The organism is Paenibacillus sp. fava2 (genome assembly GCF_058313675.1).
In genome coordinates, this window is the sequence record NZ_CM177755.1 from 7,117,658 (window position 1) to 7,142,410 (window position 24,753).

The window sequence follows — 24,753 nt, forward strand, 5'->3', positions numbered from 1 at the left end:
TTCTGAATACTTACGTTCCACTGAGTATAACCGCTTTTGATTAGCGGCTCAACTTTGAATGAAGGAGTGAACGGAAATGAAAAAGCTGCAAAGTAAGCTGGTTATCCTGATGCTCTGCCTGAGTTTATTTGTCCCGGCATTGGCAAGCGCCCACGAAGTGGATACGAATGGGGCCGCACCGAATTTACAGGCGGCTCTCGGTGAGCTGCTGGGCGAGCATGCACTGCTGGCCGTCATTGCGATGCAGAAGGGCTATGATGGTGTTGCAGATTTCAATGATGCGGCAGCGGCACTCGGCCAAAACACAGATGACCTCTCAGCAGCCATCGCTTCAGTCTACGGCAGTGCCGCAGGTGAGGCCTTCAAGCCCATCTGGTCCTCCCATATCGGATATTTTGTTGATTATGTGAAAGCGACCGCTGCCAAAGACGAGGCCGGACGACAGAAGGCCGTTGCTGAGCTTGATGATTACCGGATGAAGCAGGCTGAATTCTTCCATAATGCCAACCCGGCTTATTTTGAAACGGCTGCCATCTCAGACGGGTTAAACATGCATATCAACCATCTGCTGGATGCCTTCAACAGCTATGTAAATAAAGACTATACTGCTGCATATGAGGATACACGGACTGCTTACGCTCATATGTTCATGACAGCCAAATCGCTGGCTGCCGGCATTCAGGCCCAGTTCCCTGACAAGTTCCCTGCAGGCACCACAACCTCACCGGGAATCGACCTGCGCGCAGGACTTGGACAATTGCTGGGTGAGCATGCCACTCTGGCTGTACTCGCCATGCAAAAAGGGATCGACGGTGCCCCGGACTTCACTGCAGCAGCGGCTGCCCTGAACAGCAATACGGAGGATCTGTCTGCGGCGATTGCCTCCGTATACGGCACAGCCGCCGGCGATGCCTTTAAGCCCATCTGGTCTTCCCATATCGGATATTTCGTGGATTATGTAAAAGCTACAGCGGCTAAAGATGAAGCCGGACGCGGGCAGGCTGTTGCCGCGCTGGAAGATTACCGTATGAAGCAAGCCGAGTTTTTCCACAGTGCGAATCCGGCCTATTTTGAAACGGCAGCAATCGCAGAAGGCCTGAAAATGCATATCGGCCACCTGCTTGATACCTTTAACAGCTATGTAAATAAAGATTATGCTAAAGCTTATAGCCTTGAGCGTACTGCCTATTCCCATATGTTCATGACTGCAAGCGAGCTGACTGGCGGCATTGTCGCCCAGTTCCCGGACAAGTTCCATGGCAAGTCTGACGCTGCTGCCCCTGAAATGACAACCATTTCAATGAAGAAAGGCAGCACTGCCGTAACGGTTAACGGGACTACAAGCCAGATGGATGTTACTCCGGTCATGAAGGACGGCAGTACCTTCATCCCGCTCCGTTACCTTGGTGAGGCCATTGGCGTTGATATAACCTGGGATAACACCAAGAAAACGCTCTGGATCAAGGATGGAGACAACACCGCCGTCTTCCGGGCCGGACAGTCTTATATGGAACTGAACGGCGAGCGCAGGAACGTCGGGGCCCCTGTCTTCCTGGACAGCGGCCGCGTGCAGGTTCCGGTCCGTTTCATCGCCGAGCTGCTCGGCTGGGATGTGAGCTATACTCCGGCTGACGGCACCATTACCCTGACGAAAGCGATGGCGGCAACAACAGCCGCAGCGGCGCAGCACAGCCATTAATGAAGTAGAACCGGCAAAAAGAGAGGCCATCCCGCAGGGATGGCCTCTCTCTTACTGCTTCCAAGTTTCCTTATTCCACCGAATATTCAATCAGGTTACCCGACACACCCAGCATTTTTTCACTGGACAGGTGCAGACGCTCAATTACCTGCGTAAAAGCTTCAACCAGGGAAGCCTGCTCTGCCGCCGAAGCGGAAATCTGGCTGATTTCGTACTCCATTTTGCTGATAGACTCCTGAACTTCCTTCAAAGCAGCCTCGATGCCTGTTGTCGCCTCTCTGGAATGTACAGAAAGCTTACGCACCTCAGTTGCTACTACTCCAAAGCCGGCTCCCGCCTCCCCTACACGCGCCGCTTCAATTGCTGCATTCAGACCCAGCAGGTTGGTCTGCTCGGAGATTTCGCGGATCAGGCCGGATACCCTGGTGACCTTGCCCGCATTTTCAACCGCAAGCTTGCTGTTCTGCAGAATCTGCTCGCTGGTCGCCTGAAGCTCCTGGGCATGTGCCGCTACGTGCTGTACCATATCAATAAGCTCGTTCGAGATATGCTGATTATCATCTACAACAGCGTTAAGCTGGTGCTGGTTACTCTGGTCATAGGTAGCACAGAGCACTGCCACCACTTCATTGCTGTCATCGACAATCGGTATATTGATGACATCTATAGGAAATCCATATAATTCAGCGTTAATATGTACGAGGCTCGGCTCTCGCCCGTTCGTCAAGGCTCCAAAGTTCTGGAACTGGGGAATCAGCGGATCACCGACCTTTTGCTCCAGCTCAAAGCCCCGGGTCTGTACAAAATAAAGAACCTTAGTCCGGTCATACACGACAAGGTTCACTTTTTCACGTAAGGTCTGTGTAAAAAACGGCAATGCCTTCAATACGCTTTCTAAGATGTTCATGCTTCTTGCAGCTCCCTATCCATTTGAGGTCTGTATTTAATGTAAGGATAGTTATATCGGCAAAAGAATCACCATTCATTATATATTTTAAATATTAATATTATAATCTTAAGGAAGTGTATAAAAGTAAGTACTTCAACTTCATTTAATAGAAAAATAAGGTTTTTAATAGTTCTCCCCGCGGTAATACCGCTCCAGCTTATGCTCCAGATGGACGAGCTGCGCCTTCTTTTTCTCGATATCATCCAGCAGCACCTGCTTCTGCTCCTCAATCATCCGGGTTCTCTCCGGCAGGGTTGATGTCCCGGTCTTAACCATATCGTAATACCGCTTTATCTCCTCCACACTCATTCCCGTTTCCCGCAGACATTTCAGGAACACCAGCCAGCCAATGTCCTCTTCACTGTACAGACGGTTATTCTGCTCATTGCGGACCGCCGGCTCCAGAAGCCCCTTGCGCTCATAAAAGCGGATTGCCCCAATGTTCAGCCCTACCCTTTTAGCAATCTGTCCTATCGTAAACATTCTGCCTGCCTCCCGAAAATTCATTGTTGACCTACACTTAGTGTAGCATATTAAGCTTCAGATTATAGATAGCTATCATTTAACAGAAAGAAGGATAACGATGATGAAAACAGCTTTTGTCTCAGGTGCCAACAAAGGAATCGGACTGGAAACAGCCAGACAGCTTGGCGCAGCAGGATGGAAGGTAGTGCTCGGATCACGCAGTACGGAACGGGGAGAAGCAGCCGTTGCCGAATTAACCGGACAGGGGCTGGATGTGGAGCTTGTGCAGCTGGATATGACGAATCCGGACAGCATCGCACAGGCCGTCGCCACGATTCAAACCCGCTACGCTGATCTTACTCTGCTGATCAACAATGCCGGTATGCCGGGCGCCTTCTCCAGCTCCTTCAGTACTGCCCGTGAGGAGGATCTGCGGCAGGCTTTTGAAGTGAACTTCTTTGGGACGTTCCGGTTAAACCAGCAGCTTCTTCCGCTTATCAAGCAGAATGAAGGAACGATCATTAATGTATCGACCGACATGGCTTCCTTGCAGTTCATGCAGCATACGGAACATCCGCTGAACTGCTTCGACTATAATGCCTCCAAAACAGCCAGCAACGCGATGACCACCGCCATGGCTATAGAGCTAAGAGACACCAGCGCTCAGGTATTCGCCGTCACCCCCGGATTTACGAAGACCGACCTGAATCACAACGCCGAGGGCGGCAAGTCCAAGGAAGCGGGAGCAGCCATTATTGTCGGCTACGCCACCGACGGCAAGCGGCATAACGGAGAGTTTCTGGATGTGAACGGGATCTGCGCCTGGTAAAATCATATATATTGCTGAAAGACCGGGAAAGCCTCTGCTTTTCCGGTCTTTGTATTGCCTCTGTCTCTGTTAAAATGATAAGTATCGCTTTTATGATTATCTGCGCATTCAATCTGATAAAGGAGTCACCACATTATGTCTATTAAAGCAGTACTATTCGATTTTGACGGAACGCTGGCTGATACGCTGCCTTTGTCATTCACGGCTTTCCGTACGGTGTTTAAACAATACGAGGACAGGGATGTAACGAACGAAGAGCTGGTGGCCATGTTCGGACCGACCGAAGAGGAGATTATTGAAGTTAACTTTAATAATAAGGCCGCTGCTCCGCAGGCCGTTCAGGATTATTTCTCGATCTATGAGACGGGCCATAATGGGGAGTCGGTCGGGAACACCGAGATTACCGGTCTGCTGCAGCTGCTGAAAGACCGCGGGATCAGGATGGCTGTTATCACCGGCAAAGGGCAGCGGGCATACCGGATCTCCTCCAAGGCACTGCAGATGGAGGACTTCTGCGAGTTCGCCATTACGGGGGATGATGTGGCGCAGCCGAAGCCTCACCCGGAAGGCATCTGCCGCGCCCTGGAGATTCTAGGAATCAGCCCCGCCGAGGCTGTGTTTGTCGGTGACAGCAATGCCGATATTCTGGCAGGCAAGGCTGCCGGACTGCGTACCTATGCGGTGCGCTGGCTGTCGGCTTTTCAGAGTCAGACCTATGAGGTTGAGCCGGACGGCGTTTTCAGCAGTGTGGCTGAATTGGTGGAGCTGCTGGAGCAGGATCGCCTGTAATATTGACGTGGCGAGCTCGCGGTTGTTTATCTTGAGAAAAAAGCAAAATACGGCCGCTTTATGTAGAATCATAAGGCGCTGCTGATCTCGGCTTTGCTCGCAATACCACTTTGTTTAGCGAACCGGCACCACCTTTGTCACCCGTGCAGGGAGTCGCTCCTGAGGAGCGAATAGGTATATCACCAAATACCCAAGCGGAGGAATGGAAAATGGAAATATTTAAAACCAAGGAAGCTGCAGAGCAATTGTCCGTCAGCCAGACCACGATCAAACGCTGGGCCGCGATGTTCCCTGCCAGCTTTCCCAAGGACCGGTTCGGTCATTATATTTTTACCACACAGGAAGTCAGCCTGCTTAAATCTATTAAGGAACGGCTTGAGCAGGGCGAGTCGCTGGACAGCATCACGCTTGCCGGGAATAAGCCGCAGGCAGAGCCGGTGTCTTCTATCCAGAAGCTTCCCGTTACGGAGCCGCCTATGCAGGAGGTCTGGTCCAGGCTCGTCCGCATCGAGCGTTCGCTCGACCAGAAGGCCGACGAGGTGGTCTCCGTGCAGCTGCTTCAGCAGCGCCAGGAGCTGGAGGATCTGCGCCGGATGATCCAGCAGCTTGCAGTATCTATTGAGAGCATCCAGCAGCCGCGGCTTCAGGCAGCGGCCGCCTATGAGGAGATGCACCCCCTTGCCGCTATGAAGCTCAAAACTCCACCCAAGAAGCGCGGGCTGCTGCGTACTTTTTTCTCGCTGTAGACTGTACAAGCCTGGGTCCGGTACGGCCATTGCCGGGCTCAGGCAGCTAATTTACTTCATTAATAAGCTTGTTTCCACTACGGCTAGCCTGCATAGATCAGATCCCGCGCCGTAGCCGTTCTTTCCAATCCAGCCACCGGCGTTCCTCCCAGCCCGGCCAGATTTCTTTTATCTCCGTTAATAGCCACTCACCCGCTATCGTAATTGAATTTTCATGGGAAGCGTAGATGACCCAATCCATTTCAGCAGAAAACCAGTAGCCTTCTCCGTTGTTTGTGTAGGTTGGATCAAGTCCCCCGATATCAAGCTGATACTGTGGCGAATGGTCGAACTCCCGCAGCTCGAAAACCCGCTCTATCCCGTGAGCACTTAATATTGCCCTTAGTGCCTCAAAGCCAACCTCTTCTTTAAAATAGTCTTCCATAAAGGCTTCGGTATCCGTCGGCTTGGCATCAGTAAGCGGGTACCAGAAATCACTGATGCCCCACCTCTCCCTCAGGTCCTCCCACAGCAAGGTCCGCTCTACCTCTGACAATGTTCGCCGGTAAGGCAATGGCTGTACACGGCTTATCCCTTCTGCAGCTCTTTTTTTCAAATAATCAGCCATTAATTGTCGCTGCGCCTCGGCTGTCCGCCGAAAGAATCCCTCTTTATTCTCGGTAAATTGGCTCTGGGCGCTCCAGACAGCCGCCAGAATCTTCTTATGCGCTTCTTTTTCAGCGGCAAGTTCCGCTCCATCAGACCGTTCAAGCTCAGCAAGGATCGCATCGAGAACTAAATAGCGGGGGAACAACTCCTCTGCTTCAACAGTGTAGCCCCCGTCCGCCGTCCTGTCCCTGCCGTCATTCATCAGCCGTGAATATTTCCTTCCCCAATACCGGGACATAATCATGCAGTAACGCCTTGCAAGGGTATGAAGCTGTTCTGCCTGATTCATAGTGCACATCCTTTTTATATGAATTTGGTAGTATTACATGTAAAAAAGAGCCTGAACCCCATTATTAGGGCCCAGGCTTTCATTATATTACTTGTGCACCAAACTCTCAGCTGCCTCAATCAGCTGCTCTTTCGTAACCGCCGCAGAATCGGTCTGTACGTGGTAAGCAACCGCAGTATCCCCGGCTTCGCTAACCCAGGTCACATCCTGGTGGATACTGCTCTGCCCGAACAGCGACTGGTCATTTTTGAGATAATGTGCGGTCAGTCCGCCGATCGTGGCATCTTCAGCGGTTATCCCGGGCGGGCTTAGCTGGAGGATAGCGGGATTTACATCTTCTCCGGCGATTTGCCAGGTAACATAGATCGTGTCATTGGCTGCATTCCGGTAGACTGAAGTGTAGGTATCCATAAAATCATTGGCTGTGTCAGTGAGGCGCCACAGCATCTCACTTCCTGATGCGGTAGCTTCAGTCTTCAGCTCGTCAAAAATGGAGTCGGCGCCGGTCCCCAAAGCGACCTGAAAAGGGGAGGCCTCCATGCCTTCTTCCAGGCTATAGGCTCCAAGCAGGGTATCCGGCAGCTTTTCCCGGACTCCCTGCTGCTGAAGCAGCATTCTCCATTCTTCTGCCGGTACCTTCACCGGGTTATTGATACCATAAATAATCGGTGTCTCGCCAATAGTAAGATCAAAATCACGAAGATATACGACCGCCGATTCCCCGGGTACTAGCTGTGCTTTTACCTTTTCCAGCTCACCGCGGATTTTCACCACATCCTCCTGCTTGAACTGCAGCTGCTGCTCCGTACGGTTGCTGACGGACAACTTACCTTCATAAGAATACAGCAGCCTGCTGCCGGCATAACCGAAGCCGCACAGCATCACTACAATTAGAGCGGTTAAGAGGTATACGGACGTTTTTCTTTTCCTTGACATAAATGAGACTCCCCTTTGCTGCATCACCTGCTGCCTGTATTCCGCCGTAATCCGGTTATTAAGGCCCTCCGGGCTTCTCCGGGAATCCAGTCTGAATTCCTCTGTCAGCTGCTGTTCAATAGACAAAGCCATCACTCTCCCTTTCCATCCCCTGCTCAGTGAACCGGCGGCGTAACTGTTTCAGCGCATGATGATGCCTCGATTTTACGGTGCCTAATGGAACCTTCAGCAGCACAGCAATTTCCATCAGCGTACAATCCTGATAATAGCGCAGCACGATAACCTCCCTGAGCTTGAGCGGCAGCGTCTGGAGCAGCTGAAGCAATTCCAGCTGGTCATCCAGCGCAGTGATGTGCAGCTCAGCCGCCGGGTCTGCAGATCTGCCGGTGCTGAGCTTCAGCTTTTCCGTAATCCGAAAAAGACGCCACTCCCTCCGCTTCCAGTTCCTCACCTGCCTGATCATCAGGCCGCTGAACCATGCGCCGAAGTTCTGCTGCGGATCATACGTATGCACGCTCCTGTACAGCTCAAGATATACCTCGCTCATAATATCTCCGGCATCCTGCCGGCGGGGGGCAAGGTAACTGATGAAGCGGTACGCGTGATCCCGTGTAGCTTCATACACAACCTGAAATGCTTCTTCATCACCCTGGCTCATCCGGATAAGCCACGGGTGTAAATCTAAATCCTTCATAGGACCGGCCTCCATTCAGGTGTTACAACGGATATTGGCCCGCTGGGGTTGAAAAGGTTCAAAAGGGGTGGAAATTTATTGCTGCCTAATCCCACCATGCGTGAAGCCGGGGTTTAACCGTGAGTTCATCGGCAGAAGCACAAAAGCTGAGAAACTCCTGCTTAAATCTGCGGACAGAATATGGACATCTATGTAATCGAAATCTCTAACACTATGCGAGTTCTTCAAAGCAGCCCATTCCCCCCCGATACCTAACAGATCATCCCTCCGCTCAACATCTCTATTAAATATAAATTCACTCATTGAGGTGCCTCCTTCTTTTCTCAAACAAACCGTTACACGGGATAAGTGCTGTAATTTATAATGGTACAAAAAGCGAGTCAGAAAGGAGCCCTATGCCCATCATTGAAATGATCCCATGGATTGCCGCATTTGCCTTTCTGCTATCCGTACTCTGGATTGTACTCATAAGTTGGAGGAACGGGATTTCGCCGATGCCCGCATCCGGTCCTGTCCGGCTGGCGGTGATTGCGGAGGTGCAGCGGATTCGGGGCTACGGCAATATCATTGAGGCCGGCTCCGGCTGGGGAACGCTGGGGCTGGAGGTTATCCGCCGTTGTCCCGGCAAGCGGCTGACCGGAATCGAAAACTCCGGCATCCCCCTATTTTTCTCCAGGCTGCTCACCGTATTGTACACCCGCCTAATGCCGGGTAAGAGTGCCGGGGCGGGCCTGCGCAAACGGGTTACTTTTAAGCGCGGGGATATCTATAGCTACTCTTACAGAGATGCCGACATTGTGCTCTGTTATCTGTTTCCGGGAGCAATGGGGCGTCTGGCGGGGAAGTTCAGGCAGGAGCTGCCGCAAGGTGCGACGGTAATCAGCGTTTGTTTTGCATTGCCGGACAGGCAGCCTGTGCGCGTTATTACCTGTGAGGACCGTCTGCGGACTAAGGTGTATGTGTACCGGTATTAGGGATGGGGCAAGATCTCCTATCCCAGTGCGTTCAACAGGTAAAGTCCAGATTGGTGCCCAAACCGCCCACCGAGATTAACCGCTCGAAGTTCTCAACCAGTACCATATGGTACTCCTTGTCAAACCCGAACCCGCCGGACAGGGTTATGTCAGGCAAGTCTAAACTATATTGGTACTTGGTAAGTGAATGCAGGATCACAACGTCACCCTTTTTATTCGTGCGCTTAACCGAGATCTTAAACTCCTCTGGCGACATTGCACTTAAGTCTGCATGTTCTAACCTATCCAAGTGTTCCAGCTCGTGAACAAAACGCTGAAGCTGCTCCACCTCGAACCAGACATTAAGACACGAGCCAGTAAACTTGTTATTTACAACCTCAATACTACAGGCCACACTGGGTAGCTGTTCATGTATGTACTGCTCGAGATAAAATGTGATGTATGACGCTCTATCGGATGAATATATTCTAAAATCATAATCTGTCTGTCGGTTAAACATGGCTTCCCCCACGTGAATGAAATGATTTCAACTCCCAAAATGTTCCAAACCCTACTAATTTCATTCTAATCGCTAACCTCCCTCCCAGCCAATACATTCTAACGGACTCAGCGGACCTTATTCCCGCAATTCCAGTCCAGCGGCGGGTTTAACGGACTCCAGTGACGTTATTTGCTCCAAACTCACCCGCACCAGCGCATTTTCGGCTAAATAGCGTCATCTGAGTCCGTTAGAATTTCCAACCGCCGGAAAACCGGCAAATAACGCCTCCTGAGTCCGTTAGAGCGTCCCGTGTGCTGCAGGTGCTATAAATGCTCCGGCTGCGGTGAATGGGACGATTGCTACACCTGCCTCATCCCGCCACCCGCGCAAAAAAACAGGGCAGCGCCTCCCAAAGCGGGAGACCGCTGCCCTGCTCTTGCATAAACCTACGCCTGCCCGCCCCAGCGGACCGCATATCCCTGCCTATCGCCTACAGTTCGTATACTCTTACTCGTACACTCTTTTACTTGTTCGCCAGGAACGCATCAATCTGTGCCTGCAGCTCGGTCTGGATCTTATCAAGACCCGCGGATTTCAGCTGCTTGTTCAGGTCAGCCAGGCCTTTGTCGATGTCTTCGATTACGCCGTATTCCAGCGGAATAGCGTAGCGCAGCATCACGTTGCCGACGTTGGCGATTTCGGTCTTCACTTTGCTGTTGTCGAACACGAAGGTTTCCAGGTCATAGTGGTACACACTTGCTTCCCACTTCTTGACCAAATCGGAAGCTTCCTGCGGGAACGCTTCATTGTCGCGGTTCAGCGGCGAGTTGAAGTTCCAGTTGGAGAAGCCGGTGTAGTTCGGGTTCTTCTCAAGCGCTTTGTATTTGTCGTCACCAACCGGCTCATAGTGCACGCCGTTGATACCGTACATGATCAGGTCGTGAAGCTGTTTATCATTTTGCATCAGATCGATCATCATCAGGGAGCGCTCCACATTTTTGGAGGTCGCATGGATGGAGGTACCGTTCTGTGTCGAGATGGCGATCGATTTTTTCTTACCCTGGTTGATATCGGCCAGTGCTACTTCGTAAGGTGAATTTTCCTGGCGCATCAGGGCCATCAGGGCACCCAGTGTACCGTTGTTGTGCGTAATGGAGGCCGTTTTGCCTGCCTTAAAGTCAGCCTGATGATCGTTTTTGCTGTTCAGCACATTCTTGGACCAGGCGTTGTTGTCGGCGAGATCCTTGTAGTACACCAGCAGATCCTTGAACTCCTGTGTTTCATAGACGTTGAATACTTTACCTGTCGGATCATCCAGCTTGAAGGCGAACGGCAGGTCGAGGTCGAACATATTCCATTCATTCTGCTGCTTCAGCAGGACACGGTCCAGGTTATGATATTTCCAGTCTCCGGTTTCCGGAGTGAACGGGGCAACGCCCTTTTCTTTCTCAGCAATGGTTTTCAGGTAAGTCGCATAGGATTCAGGGCTGTTGATCTCAGGCAGATTGTACTTTTTGCGCAGATCTTCGCGGTAGAGAATCAGCTTCTCAACAGACTCCCCTCTGTTCTGCGGAACCATGTACAGCTTGCCGTTCACTTTGGCCTGATCCCAGCTTACCTGCGGCATAGCCTTCATGGTTTCCGGCATGTATTTGTTCAGCAGCTCATCGGTCAGCTCCAGGAAGCCGCCCTTCAGCGCCTGGTCATTGTAGCCGGCCCAGTTCGCCGAGTAGATCAGGTCAAAATCCTCATTCGCCGCCAGCTTCAGCGGATATTTCTGCGCCCAGTCGGACCAGTCGAGGAACTCGCCTTCGATGGTGGCATTGATCTTTTCTTTCAGCACTTTATTGATTTCGGCGAACACGCTGTCATAATCGACCGGCTTAGGTCCGACAAAAATCATTTTCAGCTTCACTTCTTTGGATGTATCAACGGTACCGGAAGCCGCAGGATCTGTTGCAGTTCCCGTATCGGTGGTGTTGCCGCCTGCCTCTGATGCATTATTAGTAGGCTCTGCCGGTGCATTGGCATTATTATTGCCGCCGCACGCACTTAGAATCATAACGAAGGTTAAAACGAGCGCCAGCAGCATCATTCTATTTCTTTTCAGCATCTCAAGCCTTCCCCCTTGTAGTTAAATATGAAATCTATTGATAAACCGGATGACTCCGGGTTCACCCTTTAACAGCACCAATCGTTAAGCCTTGGACAAAATAACGCTGCACGAACGGATAAGCCAGCAAAATCGGGCCTGTGGCAACAACCGTCATCGCCATTTTGAGGCTCTCGGTCGGAATGGAAGTAGTCACGACAGCGCCCGCACCCATCATCGCCTTGCGCATACCGTCCATGTTGCCCAGCATTTTGTACAAATAATACTGCAGCGGCATCAGATTCTCGTCGGAGATGAACAGCAGCGCATTATACCAGTCATTCCAGTAAGCCAGAGCCAGAAACAATCCGATTGTAGCCAGGGCCGGCTTGGACAGCGGCAGAATCAGGCGGACATAAATCCGGAAGTCGCCGGCGCCGTCAATTTTGGCCGATTCGACAATGGCTTCGGGGATGCTGCTCATAAAGGACTTCATGACGATAATGTAGAACACATTGAGCACCATCGGCACAATCAGGGCCATCGGCGTATCCTTCATGTTGAGATAGTTGACGATCAGCAGATACCACGGAACGAGCCCGCCGCTGAACAGGGTAGTAAAGAAGAAGAAGAACGAAAACTTGTTGCGCCACTTGAAGTCCTTGCGGGACAGCGCGTAAGCGGTCATTGAAGTCAGGAACAATCCCAGCAGGGTGCCGGTCGCCGTAACCCCGATAGTCACCAGATAAGCATTAATCATTTCTTGCGGGTATTTGAAAAGTATACTGTAAGCCTCGGTGGAGAAGGCAGTTGGTATAAACTGATAGCCGTCCGTTACGATTTTGGTCTCTTCCGTCAGGGATGAGGAGACAACCAGAATGAACGGGAAGATACATAGCACAGCGAGAAGGATCAGTGAAACATAGCCTATGGCTGAGAAAATTTTACGGTCAAGCTGCTTCATATCGTTACCTCCATTTCCTGTTTGTCCCTAGAAAAGGGCCCGGTCTTTGTCGTATTTGCGGACAGCATAGTTCACCGTCATAATGGTTGCGAATCCAAGCACCGACTGGAACACACCTGCCGCAGCCGACATTCCGATGTCATTGGAAGTAATCAGTGACCGGAAGACAAAGGTATCAATAACATCCGTCGCGGAGAACAGCAGCCCGTTGTTGCCGATCATATTATAGAACATTCCGAAATCCCCGCGGAAAATGTTCCCGACCGCCAGCAGCACCAGAATGATAACCGTCGGCATCAGATTCGGGATCGTTACCTTCATAATCCGCTGGAAAATGTTCGCGCCGTCAATCTCGGCAGCTTCATACATTTCCGTATCAATGCCTGTTATCGCAGCCAGATACATTACCGTTCCGTACCCAAGGCTCTTCCAGGCGGCTACAAGCACCAGGATATAAGGCCAGTAAGCAGGTGTATTATAAATATCGATAGGCTCCAGGCCAAGCCCTCTGAGCATCGCATTCACCGTACCGATATCATAGTTCAGCAGGTTATAGGCAATTGCACCGACTACGACCCAGGAGATAAAATAAGGCAGGAACAGCGCGGATTGCGTCAGCTTCCGGAACCACTTTCCCCCGACCTCGAACAGCATAATGGCGGCAAAAATCTGCAGAATGTTGTTTACCGTAATAAAAGCGATGTTGTACAGCGCCGTATTCCGCGTAACCCGCCAGGCGTCGCCTGATTCAAAGAAAAAGCGGAAGTTGTCCAGCCCGTTCCATGCACTGCCGAAGATCCCTCCGGCGTAATCGTATTTCTTAAAGGCGATGACGATCCCCGCCATCGGGATGTAAGCAAACAGGAGGAAGAAGGCAACCGCCGGTAACAGCATCAGCAAGAGAACCTTATAATTTTTTAAATCACTCCAGAATGTATGCCCTTTCATTTCTGCACCCCTCTCTTCTCTATATCTCACATTATAAGCAGGGCGTGCTTCCGGCATAATTCAGCGAAACAACTAAACTTAATACTAATTCAACGATTTAGTATATAAAAAAAAGCCCCCGTCCCGTCAGGACAGAGGCCGCAGCATTATATTTTATTCCGCTTCCGGTACTCGCCCGGCGACATCCCCATATACTGCTTAAATTGCCGGTTGAAGTAGATGATATTTTTATAGCCGGCCTGCTCGGCGATTTCATAGACCTTTTTGGTCGGGTCCTCCAGCAGCTCACAGACCCGCTTCATCCGCAGCTCGCCGACATAGTCGCTGAACAGGCTGTTCGTCTCCACCTTGAACAGGTGGCCCAGGTAGTTAGGCGAAAAGTCGAAGTGGGCCGCTACCTCGTTAAGGGTAATCTTCTGGTCCAGCCTCGCCTTCACATAGTCTGTAATTTCATCAATCAGCTTGCGCTTCTGCCGCTGGCGCTTCAGGTACAGACGCTCCGACAGCTCGAAGAACCGCCGTCTCAGCCAGGAGAGGATATCATGCACCGTCTCGAACTGGAACAGCACGAACGGCTGATGGGCATCCCAGTTCAGAATCTCGTACAGATGCTCGTTCATCTGCCGCAGGTCAGCGTGCAGCTTGGAGGTGATCCGGATGATGATATCGTAGATATCATTTTTTTGGGAGATCGGGCTGTCCCCGGCAAACAGCTGCAGCAGGCAGTCATCGACAGTCGTTAGGTCATAGTCCAGCATTGCCTTCAGCATCCGGTCAACAATCTCCTCCAGATCGGAAGCGATTTTCTCTTTGGGGTGCCACTCCGATGCGTCCTGAATGAGCCTGTTCTTGCCGACAATCCATTTGATGCTGAGCGCGGCCTGAGCCTGGCGGTAGGAGTCATGCAGCTTGTCCGGCCCGGCAGCATACATGCCTCTGCCAATGGTAATGGAGCAGGCAAATTCCTGATAGAACGCACGGATCAGCTCCTCCAGTAAGGCAGTGAAATGCTGTTCCTGAACCGCAGCCAGAATGATAAAGTGATAGTCATAGCCGGTAATCACCATACCCAGATTATGCGCCCGGGCGAACTCCCGGATAAACCCTCCGGCACTGCTGCTCCAGGCAGACCGTTCCTCTTCGCTCCAGCCGCGTATTTTCCAGGCGATATCGTCCAGTTCCACAATCGCAACAGCCGACAGTGCCTGCAGGTAAGGCGTGAGCACGCCGAGAATATGCGCCTGCGCCGGTCCCGGCGCGGCCTCACTGAACCAGCGCAGCAGCAGCTCCTGATTGACAAGAGACAGTGTCTCCGTCAAGGAGGTATGCTGCTTGCGCTCCTTCTCGATCTTGACGCAGAGCCGCTCCAGCATGCTGTACAGCTCCTCATCGTCCACAGGCTTCAGCAGATAATCGGAGGCATTCAGCTGGATCGCCTCCTTGGCATAGCTGAAGTCCTGATGGCCGCTGATGAACACAATTTCAACCTCCGGGTTCAGCTCCTTCGCCTTGCGGGCAAATTCCACCCCGGTCATAATCGGCATCCGGATGTCGGAAAGAATAATATCGACAGGCTGCTGCTCCATTATTTTGAGTGCGGCAAAGCCGCTGGCAGCCGTCCTGACACTATGCAGCGGCAAGCGGCTGCTTCCGGCCACACGCCGTCTCAGCCATTCCAGATCAATGGCCTCATCATCCACCAGCAAAATATTTATCTCCAGGGCCATAATCCTCTACTCTCCCCTCACTTCGCGGATCTCCGCATTCTCAACCGGCAGGACAATCTGCACCGCCGTTCCGGCTCCGTAATAGCTGCCGATCTGAATCCCGTAATCATTGCCGTATCTCAGCTTGATCCGTTCCTCCACATTCTTCAGGCCATAGCTTCCCGGCTGAAAGGAGCCTGCGCGCATGCTGCGCAGCGTATCCGGCCGCATGCCGATACCGTTATCAATCACCTTCAGCTCAATCCGGTCACCAAGCCTCCGGCCCGTAATCCGGATGGCAATACTCTCGCCGAACCAGGCGTGCTTGAATATATTTTCCACGAACGGCTGCAGGATCAGCTTGATGACCGGAACCTGCAGAATATCAGGATCAATATCATAATAGACTTCAAAGGCGTCGGCATATTTCACCCGCTGGATTTCCAGATACATTTTGACCTGCTCCAGCTCTTTTTCGATCGAGATATAGACCCGCCCTTCGTTTAAGGTCAGCCGATAAAACTTGGACAGCCCCTTCACCATCCGCGTAACCTTCCCGACCTCTCCAAGATTGGCCAGGCTGCCGATGGTGGACAGGGTGTTATACAGGAAATGCGGGCTGATCTGGGCCTGCAGCACATCCAGCTCGGCCTGCTTCTTCTGAAGACCCTGAACGTAGACATTTCGGATCAGCTCCTGAATGCTCGCCGCCATCTGATTAAAGCTGTTGGCGATATACACAAACTCATCATTCCCGGGGAACCCGATCCGCTTGTAGAAGTTCCCTTCCTGGAAGGAACGGGCCAGATAGACGATACGCTTGATCTTTTTGCCGGATATACGGGCTACAAGGAACCCAATCGCCGCCATAACCACGAAGCTGATCGTGCAGACTGCGCCAATGGCCTTCTGCATTCTGCTTGCATCCTTGTTGAGATAGCTGTGCGGCACCCGCGCCTCAATCACATAACCGGGTATCGGAATTTCCTCGCTGATTATTAGATAATCGTCCGGCTTAGCCGGCTTGTCCGGAGCCCCCTGCTCATAAATGGTCTGCCCCTGTGCTCTGTCAACCAGCCGCAGCTCCAGCCCCTGATCAACCGGAAACGTATCAAAGCTGCCGAACAGCTCGTCTATTCTCGCCGTAACCCGGATATACCCGATGATTGACGGAGCCGCGTTGGAAGCAACGAGCTTGCGGAAATACGAAATGTTGCCCAGCCTACTGTCACTGTCCGCCTGCAGCCACAGGCTGTCTCTATTATTCATCACGATCGACCGGAACCATTCCTTGTCCTCAATAACCCGGCCCGAGAGCACATAGTAATCGCTTCTGCCGATGGGCACCGTCATATCGTCTCCGGTAATCTCCAGCATGGTCTCATTAGCCGTATACAGCGCAAGCCGAAGCTTGTTCCCGTACAACTGCAGAGGCGCCTTCATATAGGGGACAATATCATCCCGCATCTTGAGCATATTCTCCAGCGGACTGCCCCTGAACTGCAGCGCATTCTGAAAGTTCGTATTGAGAAACAGTGAATTGCTCATCCGTTTGATCTCGTCGGTCTGGTATTCGATATTGCTCCTCGTCTGCTTGAGGGCCGTCCGCACATTCGTCTCCGCCATCTCAGTTCTGGACTCAACAAGCATCGTGTAGGCTATATAGCCGACCAGCAGGTCTGTCAGAAGGACCAGCACCAGATAAGGAATCATCATTTTGTAGGTGAACGGAATATACTTTTTATCCGGTGAAAATTTCTCCATATCCGGCGCTCCCTTGCATGCTTAATAGCAGCTGTCCGCTGTTTTCATCCATTCTACAACGAAGTGTAAGCGGTTACTACTATTTTTGCGCAAAAAAGAGAGGCATCAGCCGCCTCTGGCCGGTGCCCTTCATGTACCATAATAGAAAGTAGTTGTATATATCCTTTTCTGGAGTGCCGCATTGCCTCACTATCTGATAGAATTATTATTGATGGCCTGTTTCGTTCATTGATCCGGCATTCCAGACGGGTAACGCTACGGCGCTTACGTCTGCATTCCGTCCTCGATCCGTTTCATAAATTCTTCAACAGCGCTGTAGCCCAGCTGCTTCAGGTACCAGTTGTTGGCTGCTGCTTCGATTAATCCGGCAACATCGCGTCCCGGCTGAAGCTGAACCTCGATATGCGGAATTTGCACCCCGAGATATTCGGTGAACTGGGGAACGAGCTCCAGCTCATTGTTGAGTGCATTCTCCCTCCAGGGACATAGCTCAATATCGAGCACAATCCGGGTCTCATCCTGGAAGGCCTTGCGCCCGTACTGGCGGACCACATTGATCAGCCCGATGCTGCGCAGCGCCAGGAACTCGCGTGTGGTCTCGTTATGCGTACCAAGCAGCGTATGCGGCCCCAGCTTTTTGAGCACCACAATATCGTCTGCTACGAACCGGTGGCCTCTGCGGATCAGCGTATGTGCGGTTTCGCTTTTGCCGATGCCCGATTTGCCGCGCAGCAGAATGCCGATGCCGGATACGTTAACACATACGCCATGAATCGACAGCTCGGGGGCCAGCGCCTTCACCAGATAGCTGTCCAGTTTAGCTATGAACTCATTGGTCGTATCTGCTGTGCGCAGCAGAGGGATTCCCTCCTGGTCGCAGAAATGCGTAAGATAAGGAATTTCCTGCTGTCCGGTTGTTACAATGAAGCACGGGGGATGATATTTGACGATGTTGCCGATATGCAGCACGCGGTCCTCTACGCTCAGCGTAAGCAGATAATTAATTTCCTTGCGGCCGAGCACCTGCACCCGCTCCATAGGAAAGAAATCAAAATACCCAACAAACTCCAGCCCGGGCCGGTGTGTACGGGGGCGTGTGACCATGCGGTCCATCCGGCTGGCTCCTGCAAGCACCTCCAGCTGGAATTTATCAGTAAGGCTCTGAACGGTGATCGACTTCATGGGGTTCTCCTCCTGCAGCTAAGGCGTATCCCGGATACGCCTGAAATGGAATAGTATGGTTGACGGTTATATTCAACGGCTGGGGTAACTCTACCTTCTCTTTATTATAGATTCCTCTAAAAATCTTGTATTCTTGCAATGCTGATTATATAGTTAAAAATATTACCTAAGTCTTAAGACCCACAGAAATTCATAATCTACCAATTAATGCAAGAAGGTGCGGCGTATTGGATTTGGGATCGTGGATTGATCTAATCATGTGCTTTGTCTTGTTCCTGCTGTTCATATACATATTTGCTTCTGTAACCATAACCAGATTACACAAAGTGTATCTGGGCTTTCACTTTTCGATGATGGTGTGGCCTTACTGCCAGTTCGCCATCAAAACCGTGGACGACCCGGTCTTTCAGCTATTTTATGTAAAAGCGGCCTTCGTCGATGCTTCCCTGCTGATTGCGGGCTGGATCTTCTTCATCATTCTGATCTCCGGCCAGTCACAGTTCCTGAAACGGAAAATCTTAATCCTGCTGTTCCTTCCGGCGGTCTTCTCGTCGGTTGCCGTCATCCTGAATCCGCATGAATGGTTCGTCCGCCCGGTAAACGGGGGATATGTAGAAAGAATCTACGGCCCTATTTTCTGGATCAACATTTTCATTCTGGTTATTCATGCCCTTGTGTCCCTGTATATTATTTATGTTGCACTGGTGTCCGATCAGGCTTCCCGGATCAAGAACCAGATCATGTCCATGCTCAGAGGGATCCTGGCTGTTACGATATTTCTGCTGCTCGACATCCTGCTGAATGTCGTCCTTGATGATTACCTGCCGGTCATTCCGGGATTCACTTCGCTGGGCATCGTCATTTCGGCTATTTTCTTTGTGATTACCATTCATCAGGATAAAGTATTCGATATTGTAACGATTGCCCACCAGGATATCATTGATACGATGGAATACGGCATTCTTGTGCTGGATGACCATGAACGGGTAGTCGAGATGAATCAGGCCCTTGATCCTTACTCCAGGCTTGAGCCCGGGGACCGGTTCCAGATGGAGAATTTTCTGCCGGGTACAACCGATGCCATCAGACACTTTCTACACCGTTACCGGGAGCACCCGGATGAGATGGCCGAGATTGAATGCCTGCATCCCGGCGGCCGCCTGTACATTAGCATTCATGCTGCCCCCATCATGGTCAGCTCGGTCAGAGTAGGGCGTACCATTACCTTTCAGGATATTACCGAGCTCCGCCGGCTTGTTGATGAGACCAATCATCAGAATACCATTCTTCAGGAAAGAAATGAATCCCTGATCAAGGTTCAGGAGGAGCTATTCCAGACCAACCGCAAGCTGACGAAGATGGCCATTACCGACAGCCTCACTGAATGCTATAACCGGCATTATCTCACACAGCAGCTGGAGAGGGAAGTAACGGAGAGCCGTGAGCACCCGTTTCCTTCGGCCATGATCCTGATTGATATCGACTTCTTCAAGGCAGTCAATGACCGGTACGGCCATCTGGCCGGCGATCTGGTCATCTGCGGTACGGTAGAGATACTCCAGCGAACGCTGCAGGAGAAGGATATTCTGGCCCGCTATGGCGGCGAGGAATTTATCATCTACCTGCCGGATACGGAGGAGGCGCAAGCAGTCGCTATTGCGAAGCAGCTGAAATCCGCTGTGGCCGCCAATAAAATGAGCATTGACAACGTAGAGCATCCTGTATCGGTTACGATCAGCATGGGAGTGCTGAGCATCGCCGACTTTAAGGCCGGACAGCCCAAGGATGCATCCGCCTATCTGAACGACCTGTTCAAAACCGTCGACAAGGCGCTTTACGCCGCCAAGCATCAGGGCCGCAACCGGATTGTTTCGGTGCGGCGGTAGGCAGAGCCGGCCCCTGGCTGAAATGCAAAGAAGACCGTTCCCGGAAAAGTATTCCCGGGAACGGTCTTTTTATTAATACCAAGCTTATTGCATCGCTTCCGCCAGCCCGGTAAAAATCACACCCAGCGCATAAGCGCCGGCATCCGGATATCCAAGGCTGCGCTCGCCGACTGTACCGGCTCTGCCCATCCGGGCCACGATCTCGCCGGTCTGGCGTGCCCCCTCAACGGCAGCCGCAGCCGCATTGGTTGAAGCCGTGCCGAAGTCAACGCCCTGCGCGGCACTGTCCTTCCATGACTGCGCATAAGGAACCAGCGCATCAATCAGTGTCTTGTCGCCGACTACCGCTCCTCTGCCGAAGGCACGCTCCCCGGTATCCTGAATGCCTTTGACCACGGCCTCCAGCATCTCGGCCAGCTCCTGCATGGACAACCCCTTCCGGTCTCCGGCATATTTGCCGGCCGCCCGGAACGCGGAGCCCCAGATCGGGCCGGAGGCGCCGCCGCAGTGCTCCATAATGACCAGGGAGCAGGCATCCAGGAAGCTTCCCAGATCAGCTGCGTGATTAGCCGTAATCTCCGCCCATTCGGTTTTGAGCTGCTTGAACCCTTTGGCTACGCTCATGCCAAAGTCGCCGTCACCGGCATGGGCGTCCAGCTCACAGAACGGAACCTCATTCTCTATGATGATCTCGCTCATTTTATCAATGGCATATACCATGTTATTCAGCGTAAAAGTGTCCCCTGTAACCTTGGCATGTGCAGCATCGGTATCGCACTTAAAGGAAACCTCCTGCTCCGTTTCCGGCTTCAGGACGACCTCGGCGTATTGCACCGGCTCGAACGGCCCCTGCAGCACGAGTGCAGGCGTATGGCATTCATCGGCCAGCAATTCTTTAAGCTGATCGTCCAGCTTCATCAGCGACAGGGAGGCTCCGGCCATATCAATGCTCGTCATATAGTTTCCGACCAGCACGTTATGCACGGTAACCCCTTTGGCATCCAGCTCGCGGATCACCGAGTTGCCGAGCAGGTACAGCTCCTGCAGCGGCGTTGCGCCGAAGCCGTTGACCAGCACGGTCACCTCTGGCGATCCCGTCCCGCCTGAAACCGCCAGGCTTTCCAGCAGTGCATTTACCATCCGGGCCGCCAGCTCATCAGCAGTAACTACAGGCTCCCTGCGGATGCCGGGCTCGCCGTGAATGCCGACTCCATATTCCATCTCGTTATCCTCGAGCTGGAAGGTCGGTGTTCCCTTAGCAGGTACTGTACACGAAGTGAAAGCAAAACCGATGCTGCGGATATTTGCGATTGCCTTCTCAGCAGCACTCTTAACCTCAGCCAGCGATAAGCCACGTTCTGCCGCCGCACCGGCAATTTTGTGCACCAGCACCGTGCCGGCTACGCCTCTTTTGCCGACGGTATACAGGCTGTCTTCAACAGCGATGTCATCATCGACCTTCACATAATCCACTTCAATGCCGTCTTCGCCGGCAAGATAGGCGGCGTTCTTGAAGTTCATCATATCGCCGCTGTAGTTTTTGATGATCAGGAGCGTGCCCTTTTGTCCCGCTGTAGAACGGATAGTCTGATACACCTGGATCTGGGACGGTGAAGCAAAGATGTCGCCGCAGACCGCCGCATCCAGCATCCCTTTGCCGACAAAGCCGGCATGGGCAGGCTCATGCCCGCTTCCGCCGCCGCTGATCAGCGTTACCTTCTCCGGGTTCAGCTGCTTTTTCTGGATAACCTTGTGCTTACTGTTGAAAACAAGGGACGGATGGGCCAGCACCAGCCCGCTGCACATCTCCCGTACCAGCGTCTCGGGTGCGTTGATAATTTTCTTCATGTTATGCCCCCTTGCTCTGCTTGTAGTTCCCGCCGAGCTGGTCGGCTACCCGGATTGCTGCGGCTACAGCCTCTACCGTAATAGGAAACGGCATGGAATGGATCGACTCCTCCGCAATGCAGGCCTTGCCTGCAACTTCCAGCAGCTCTTCCTGCGAAATGCTGTCTACTCCGATATCAGCAAGGCTGACCGGCAGGCCGACCGACAGGCAGAAATCCATCACCTCGTTCAGTTCTTGGGCAGGCGCGTTCTCAAGGACCAGCTGGGCAATCGTACTGAAGGCTACTTTTTCCCCGTGATAGTAGTGATGCGTCCCTTCCAGCGAGGTCAGGCCGTTATGGATCGCATGGGCTGCCGCCAGACCGCCGCTTTCAAAGCCCAGTCCGGACAGCAGAATGTTGGCTTCAATGATATTTTCCAGTGCAGGCGTCACCTGATTGCAGTCACTGGCCACCTTCGCATGTAATCCGTCTTTCAGAAGAGTCTCATAGCAGAATTTAGCCATCATCAATGCCGTATTGGTTCCCTTTGCAGGTCCGCACACGCCCTCACGCACACCGCTCGGCAGGCCGGCGTTGACATTGGAGTAGGAACTTGCTGTTGCTCTCGCCTCAAAATAAGTCGAAAGCGCGTCCCCCATCCCGGATACCAGGAACCGTGTCGGCGCATTGGCAATTACAGTCGTATCAATCATAACTACACTGGGGCTTTGCTTGAAGTAGGCATAATCATCAAACTGTCCGTCCGGAGTATAAAGAACTGCCGAATGGCTTGTCGGTGCGTCAGTCGCCGCAATTGTCGGCACGATAATCAGCGCTTCACCTTCAGCTACACACTTGGCTGTATCAATCGCCTTGCCTCCGCCGAGTCCGATGGTACAGGCACAGGAATGCTCACGGGCCAGCTCCTTCAGGCGGGCAACCTCCTCGCGCGAGCATTCGCCGCGGAAGTTGCTCTCGACCAGCGTAATCTTAAACTTTTCGGCTGTGGAATCCAGCTTGGCCTGAACACGCTTCACATCATCCGGGTGAGCGATCAGCAGTGCAGACTGGCCGAAGGTCTGTACAAAATAACCCAGGTTGAGCAGTTCATCTTCACCCTGCACGTATTTGGTCGGGCTGATAAAGGCTTTTCTCATCTTAATTCCTCCTAAAAGTTTGGTGAGCTGTACTATCCGAGAATCCCCGTGCAAAAACGGCTTCGGAAGCATCCGCTTAATTCATATATAAATCAAGTATAGTCTGCCCATTCTTTTTAAGCATTGTACTCTGCCTGCTACATTAAGCGTTTTCACATTGTGTTTTCTTGTTGTATACTTAGTTAATAGTATTATCTTGCACTCGTTGCCGGATAGGAGGATCTTACACTCATGAGCAATCCGCTGTTCAAGCTGGAAAACATTATAGACCTCGAGAAATGGCATGTGCTTCAGGACTCCCTCGCACTGGTTACCAAAATGGCGATCATCACGGTCAATTACAAAGGGATTCCGGTCAGCAGGCACAGCTATTGCCAGCCCTTCTGCCAGGGCGTGAGAAAGGATGATGTCCTCTCGCCGTTCTGCCAGAAATGCGATGCCAGAGGCGGTCTGGAAGCCGTCCGGCTCAATGCTCCCTATATCTACAAATGCCACTTCAATATTATTGATATTGCCGTGCCGATCATAATAGACAATCAATACATAGGAGCGGTGATGGCCGGACAGATCCGGCTTCGTGACTCGGACCAGCAGCAGCTTGAGCAGTTGGTCTCCCGGCCGCCCAGCGCCGATACGGAGCTTAAATTCCAGGCACTTGAAGCTGAATATGCCTCGCTGCCCACATTGACCTATGACGAAGTAGCGACCACCGCCAACATGCTGTTTCACCTCTGCAATTATATAGTTGAAGAAGCGATCACCAAGAATGCCACCATTCAGATGTACAAAAAAACACTGCTCCCCGAGGCGCCTCTGAGCCCGGCAGTTGATTATGCCGTCTCTCCCGTGCCGGCTGTCGGCAGTCTGCAGGCGATACAGAACGAGCTGTCCAACACACTGGTCGAGCATTCGATCAAAGAGCTGAGCGTGAGCCAATACCGCGCCGCCAATCCGCTGCTGCAGCCGGCCTTTGATTATCTCTACCAGCACAAGAACAAAAATCTGACCCTGGCTGACCTGGCCAGACAATGCCACATTAGCCCAAGCTATTTCAGCCGGATCTTCACCAGGGAAACCGGCGAGAACTATTCCGCGTTCGCGCCGCGGCTGAAGATCGAATGGGCCAAACAGCTGCTCAAGGCTACGGAGCAGCCCGTTAACCGGATCAGCGATGCACTCGGGTTCTGCGATGCGGGCTATTTCATCAAGACCTTTAAGAAGTTTGAGCATCTTACGCCTGCTGTATACCGCAACAGGTACCGGGAGGAGGAATAGCAGGCTTCCCGGGGGAGGGGAAAGTGGCCCCGCTCCTGGAAAATCAGGAGATTGGTAGATCTAACGTGTGCGTTGCGCATAGCTAAGTGGAAATCTGCTACTTATTTCTTCAGTAAACCCTGCTCTCGGGAAACTTATTGGAAAAATGCTGCTTAATTCGGCTAAAATCGCTCATGGAGCAGTAAATGGCCCAATTTAGATGATGTTTTTCCAACTAATAGCCGGAAATGCCGGGAAGCGCCAAAAATAAGTGACGAAAATCCAACTAACCGGCTTCCCGCTGTCCGCAGTGACAAAGGCGGCCGCTAACGCTCCCAAACCAACAGCTTCCAAATCGGCAACTCAGGTCTTATCCCTTTTCACAGACAGCTTATAGCCCATAGCTTACCGCCATAGCTCACAGCCCCAGTGACGCAGCAGAGGCAGGCCCCTTTCAACAGGGACCTGCCTC

The 24,753-nt window shown here is 52.2% G+C and carries 22 protein-coding genes; 7 read left to right on the forward strand and 15 right to left on the reverse strand.

The features are described 5' to 3' along the window. Positions 1 to 76: 76 nt before the first annotated feature. Positions 77 to 1,699, forward strand: coding sequence for a copper amine oxidase N-terminal domain-containing protein (locus AC4G46_RS31365; protein ID WP_491126067.1), 1,623 nt, complete (start codon positions 77 to 79; stop codon positions 1,697 to 1,699). 70 nt (positions 1,700 to 1,769) lie between these two features. Here the strand turns inward: AC4G46_RS31365 and AC4G46_RS31370 are convergent, their stop codons facing one another. Further along, positions 1,770 to 2,606, reverse strand: a complete 837-nt coding sequence (locus AC4G46_RS31370; RefSeq protein WP_491126068.1) for a methyl-accepting chemotaxis protein — start codon at positions 2,604 to 2,606, stop codon at positions 1,770 to 1,772. 165 nt (positions 2,607 to 2,771) lie between these two features. After that, complete coding sequence (locus tag AC4G46_RS31375) at positions 2,772 to 3,131, reverse strand: MerR family transcriptional regulator (protein ID WP_039877916.1); 360 nt, start codon at positions 3,129 to 3,131, stop codon at positions 2,772 to 2,774. A 100-nt stretch (positions 3,132 to 3,231) separates the two neighbouring features. Between AC4G46_RS31375 and AC4G46_RS31380 the strand changes: the two genes are divergently transcribed. The 3 genes from AC4G46_RS31380 (at position 3,232) to AC4G46_RS31390 (ending at position 5,477) form a co-directional block, all read left to right on the forward strand. Beyond that, positions 3,232 to 3,942, forward strand: coding sequence for an SDR family NAD(P)-dependent oxidoreductase (locus AC4G46_RS31380; protein WP_491126069.1), 711 nt, complete (start codon positions 3,232 to 3,234; stop codon positions 3,940 to 3,942). Positions 3,943 to 4,077: 135 nt separating this feature from the next. After that, positions 4,078 to 4,731 (forward strand): HAD family hydrolase, encoded by a 654-nt coding sequence (locus tag AC4G46_RS31385; RefSeq protein WP_491126070.1) that lies wholly within the window; start codon positions 4,078 to 4,080, stop codon positions 4,729 to 4,731. 209 nt (positions 4,732 to 4,940) lie between these two features. Beyond that, the gene (locus AC4G46_RS31390; RefSeq protein ID WP_491126071.1) at positions 4,941 to 5,477 is read left to right on the forward strand and encodes a MerR family transcriptional regulator; all 537 of its coding nucleotides are present in this window, start codon (positions 4,941 to 4,943) and stop codon (positions 5,475 to 5,477) included. A 97-nt stretch (positions 5,478 to 5,574) separates the two neighbouring features. Here AC4G46_RS31390 and AC4G46_RS31395 read toward each other — a convergent pair whose 3' ends face one another. The 4 genes from AC4G46_RS31395 to AC4G46_RS31410 all read right to left on the reverse strand — a co-directional run bounded on the left by AC4G46_RS31395 (position 5,575) and on the right by AC4G46_RS31410 (position 8,347). Further along, positions 5,575 to 6,414, reverse strand: a complete 840-nt coding sequence (locus AC4G46_RS31395) for a hypothetical protein (RefSeq protein WP_491126072.1) — start codon at positions 6,412 to 6,414, stop codon at positions 5,575 to 5,577. A gap of 87 nt (positions 6,415 to 6,501) precedes the next feature. Next, positions 6,502 to 7,476 (reverse strand): hypothetical protein, encoded by a 975-nt coding sequence (locus AC4G46_RS31400; RefSeq protein ID WP_491126073.1) that lies wholly within the window; start codon positions 7,474 to 7,476, stop codon positions 6,502 to 6,504. Beyond that, on the reverse strand, positions 7,466 to 8,044 hold the full coding sequence (locus AC4G46_RS31405) for a sigma-70 family RNA polymerase sigma factor (protein WP_491126074.1): 579 nt from the start codon (positions 8,042 to 8,044) through the stop codon (positions 7,466 to 7,468). The genes AC4G46_RS31400 and AC4G46_RS31405 overlap by 11 nt, the downstream gene beginning before the upstream one ends. Positions 8,045 to 8,119: 75 nt before the next feature. Beyond that, positions 8,120 to 8,347, reverse strand: a complete 228-nt coding sequence (locus AC4G46_RS31410) for a hypothetical protein (RefSeq protein ID WP_491126075.1) — start codon at positions 8,345 to 8,347, stop codon at positions 8,120 to 8,122. A gap of 92 nt (positions 8,348 to 8,439) precedes the next feature. Here AC4G46_RS31410 and AC4G46_RS31415 point away from each other — a divergent pair, with 92 nt between their 5' ends. Next, entirely contained in the window at positions 8,440 to 9,018 is a 579-nt protein-coding gene (locus tag AC4G46_RS31415; protein WP_491126076.1) for a class I SAM-dependent methyltransferase, read from the forward strand. A 31-nt stretch (positions 9,019 to 9,049) separates the two neighbouring features. On the opposite strand, the gene AC4G46_RS31420 is transcribed toward AC4G46_RS31415, so the two are convergent. The 7 genes from AC4G46_RS31420 to hprK form a co-directional block, all read right to left on the reverse strand. After that, positions 9,050 to 9,175, reverse strand: coding sequence for a hypothetical protein (locus tag AC4G46_RS31420; RefSeq protein ID WP_491126077.1), 126 nt, complete (start codon positions 9,173 to 9,175; stop codon positions 9,050 to 9,052). Positions 9,176 to 10,022: 847 nt separating this feature from the next. Beyond that, positions 10,023 to 11,612 carry an ABC transporter substrate-binding protein gene (locus tag AC4G46_RS31425; RefSeq protein ID WP_491126078.1) on the reverse strand — a complete coding sequence of 530 codons (1,590 nt, stop codon included), beginning with the start codon at positions 11,610 to 11,612 and terminating at the stop codon, positions 10,023 to 10,025. 61 nt (positions 11,613 to 11,673) lie between these two features. Beyond that, positions 11,674 to 12,555, reverse strand: coding sequence for a carbohydrate ABC transporter permease (locus AC4G46_RS31430; RefSeq protein ID WP_491126079.1), 882 nt, complete (start codon positions 12,553 to 12,555; stop codon positions 11,674 to 11,676). Between the two features lie 27 nt (positions 12,556 to 12,582). Continuing rightward, positions 12,583 to 13,503 carry an ABC transporter permease gene (locus AC4G46_RS31435; RefSeq protein WP_491126080.1) on the reverse strand — a complete coding sequence of 307 codons (921 nt, stop codon included), beginning with the start codon at positions 13,501 to 13,503 and terminating at the stop codon, positions 12,583 to 12,585. Positions 13,504 to 13,649: 146 nt separating this feature from the next. Next, positions 13,650 to 15,230 carry a response regulator gene (locus AC4G46_RS31440; RefSeq protein WP_491126081.1) on the reverse strand — a complete coding sequence of 527 codons (1,581 nt, stop codon included), beginning with the start codon at positions 15,228 to 15,230 and terminating at the stop codon, positions 13,650 to 13,652. A 6-nt stretch (positions 15,231 to 15,236) separates the two neighbouring features. Next, positions 15,237 to 16,973, reverse strand: a complete 1,737-nt coding sequence (locus AC4G46_RS31445) for a sensor histidine kinase (RefSeq protein ID WP_491126082.1) — start codon at positions 16,971 to 16,973, stop codon at positions 15,237 to 15,239. Between the two features lie 264 nt (positions 16,974 to 17,237). Then, positions 17,238 to 18,155 (reverse strand): HPr(Ser) kinase/phosphatase, encoded by a 918-nt coding sequence (gene hprK, locus AC4G46_RS31450; RefSeq protein WP_491126083.1) that lies wholly within the window; start codon positions 18,153 to 18,155, stop codon positions 17,238 to 17,240. Positions 18,156 to 18,382: 227 nt separating this feature from the next. On the opposite strand from hprK, the gene AC4G46_RS31455 reads away from it, so the two are divergent. Continuing rightward, the gene (locus tag AC4G46_RS31455) at positions 18,383 to 20,041 is read left to right on the forward strand and encodes a histidine kinase N-terminal 7TM domain-containing diguanylate cyclase (RefSeq protein ID WP_491126084.1); all 1,659 of its coding nucleotides are present in this window, start codon (positions 18,383 to 18,385) and stop codon (positions 20,039 to 20,041) included. A gap of 84 nt (positions 20,042 to 20,125) precedes the next feature. On the opposite strand, the gene dhaK is transcribed toward AC4G46_RS31455, so the two are convergent. Together dhaK and AC4G46_RS31465 are read right to left on the reverse strand one after the other, a co-directional pair. Next, on the reverse strand, positions 20,126 to 21,889 hold the full coding sequence (gene dhaK, locus AC4G46_RS31460) for a dihydroxyacetone kinase subunit DhaK (protein ID WP_491126085.1): 1,764 nt from the start codon (positions 21,887 to 21,889) through the stop codon (positions 20,126 to 20,128). A 1-nt stretch (position 21,890) separates the two neighbouring features. Continuing rightward, entirely contained in the window at positions 21,891 to 23,027 is a 1,137-nt protein-coding gene (locus AC4G46_RS31465; RefSeq protein WP_491126086.1) for a glycerol dehydrogenase, read from the reverse strand. A 231-nt stretch (positions 23,028 to 23,258) separates the two neighbouring features. On the opposite strand from AC4G46_RS31465, the gene AC4G46_RS31470 reads away from it, so the two are divergent. Then, positions 23,259 to 24,302 carry a PocR ligand-binding domain-containing protein gene (locus AC4G46_RS31470; RefSeq protein ID WP_491126087.1) on the forward strand — a complete coding sequence of 348 codons (1,044 nt, stop codon included), beginning with the start codon at positions 23,259 to 23,261 and terminating at the stop codon, positions 24,300 to 24,302. Positions 24,303 to 24,753 lie beyond the last annotated feature (451 nt).

What these genes read in the sequence shown, in the direction of transcription:
- AC4G46_RS31375 (WP_039877916.1), bottom strand. Translation starts at nt 3,131, where the DNA reads ATGTTTACGATAGGACAGATTGCTAAAAGGGTAGGGCTGAACATTGGG.
- AC4G46_RS31445 (WP_491126082.1), bottom strand. Translation starts at nt 16,973, where the DNA reads ATGGAGAAATTTTCACCGGATAAAAAGTATATTCCGTTCACCTACAAA.
- AC4G46_RS31425 (WP_491126078.1), bottom strand. Translation starts at nt 11,612, where the DNA reads ATGCTGAAAAGAAATAGAATGATGCTGCTGGCGCTCGTTTTAACCTTC.
- AC4G46_RS31385 (WP_491126070.1), top strand. Translation starts at nt 4,078, where the DNA reads ATGTCTATTAAAGCAGTACTATTCGATTTTGACGGAACGCTGGCTGAT.
- AC4G46_RS31440 (WP_491126081.1), bottom strand. Translation starts at nt 15,230, where the DNA reads ATGGCCCTGGAGATAAATATTTTGCTGGTGGATGATGAGGCCATTGAT.
- AC4G46_RS31470 (WP_491126087.1), top strand. Translation starts at nt 23,259, where the DNA reads ATGAGCAATCCGCTGTTCAAGCTGGAAAACATTATAGACCTCGAGAAA.
- AC4G46_RS31430 (WP_491126079.1), bottom strand. Translation starts at nt 12,555, where the DNA reads ATGAAGCAGCTTGACCGTAAAATTTTCTCAGCCATAGGCTATGTTTCA.
- AC4G46_RS31380 (WP_491126069.1), top strand. Translation starts at nt 3,232, where the DNA reads ATGATGAAAACAGCTTTTGTCTCAGGTGCCAACAAAGGAATCGGACTG.
- AC4G46_RS31415 (WP_491126076.1), top strand. Translation starts at nt 8,440, where the DNA reads ATGCCCATCATTGAAATGATCCCATGGATTGCCGCATTTGCCTTTCTG.
- dhaK (WP_491126085.1), bottom strand. Translation starts at nt 21,889, where the DNA reads ATGAAGAAAATTATCAACGCACCCGAGACGCTGGTACGGGAGATGTGC.
- AC4G46_RS31365 (WP_491126067.1), top strand. Translation starts at nt 77, where the DNA reads ATGAAAAAGCTGCAAAGTAAGCTGGTTATCCTGATGCTCTGCCTGAGT.
- AC4G46_RS31395 (WP_491126072.1), bottom strand. Translation starts at nt 6,414, where the DNA reads ATGAATCAGGCAGAACAGCTTCATACCCTTGCAAGGCGTTACTGCATG.
- AC4G46_RS31435 (WP_491126080.1), bottom strand. Translation starts at nt 13,503, where the DNA reads ATGAAAGGGCATACATTCTGGAGTGATTTAAAAAATTATAAGGTTCTC.
- AC4G46_RS31410 (WP_491126075.1), bottom strand. Translation starts at nt 8,347, where the DNA reads ATGAGTGAATTTATATTTAATAGAGATGTTGAGCGGAGGGATGATCTG.
- hprK (WP_491126083.1), bottom strand. Translation starts at nt 18,155, where the DNA reads ATGAAGTCGATCACCGTTCAGAGCCTTACTGATAAATTCCAGCTGGAG.
- AC4G46_RS31390 (WP_491126071.1), top strand. Translation starts at nt 4,941, where the DNA reads ATGGAAATATTTAAAACCAAGGAAGCTGCAGAGCAATTGTCCGTCAGC.
- AC4G46_RS31405 (WP_491126074.1), bottom strand. Translation starts at nt 8,044, where the DNA reads ATGAAGGATTTAGATTTACACCCGTGGCTTATCCGGATGAGCCAGGGT.
- AC4G46_RS31370 (WP_491126068.1), bottom strand. Translation starts at nt 2,606, where the DNA reads ATGAACATCTTAGAAAGCGTATTGAAGGCATTGCCGTTTTTTACACAG.
- AC4G46_RS31465 (WP_491126086.1), bottom strand. Translation starts at nt 23,027, where the DNA reads ATGAGAAAAGCCTTTATCAGCCCGACCAAATACGTGCAGGGTGAAGAT.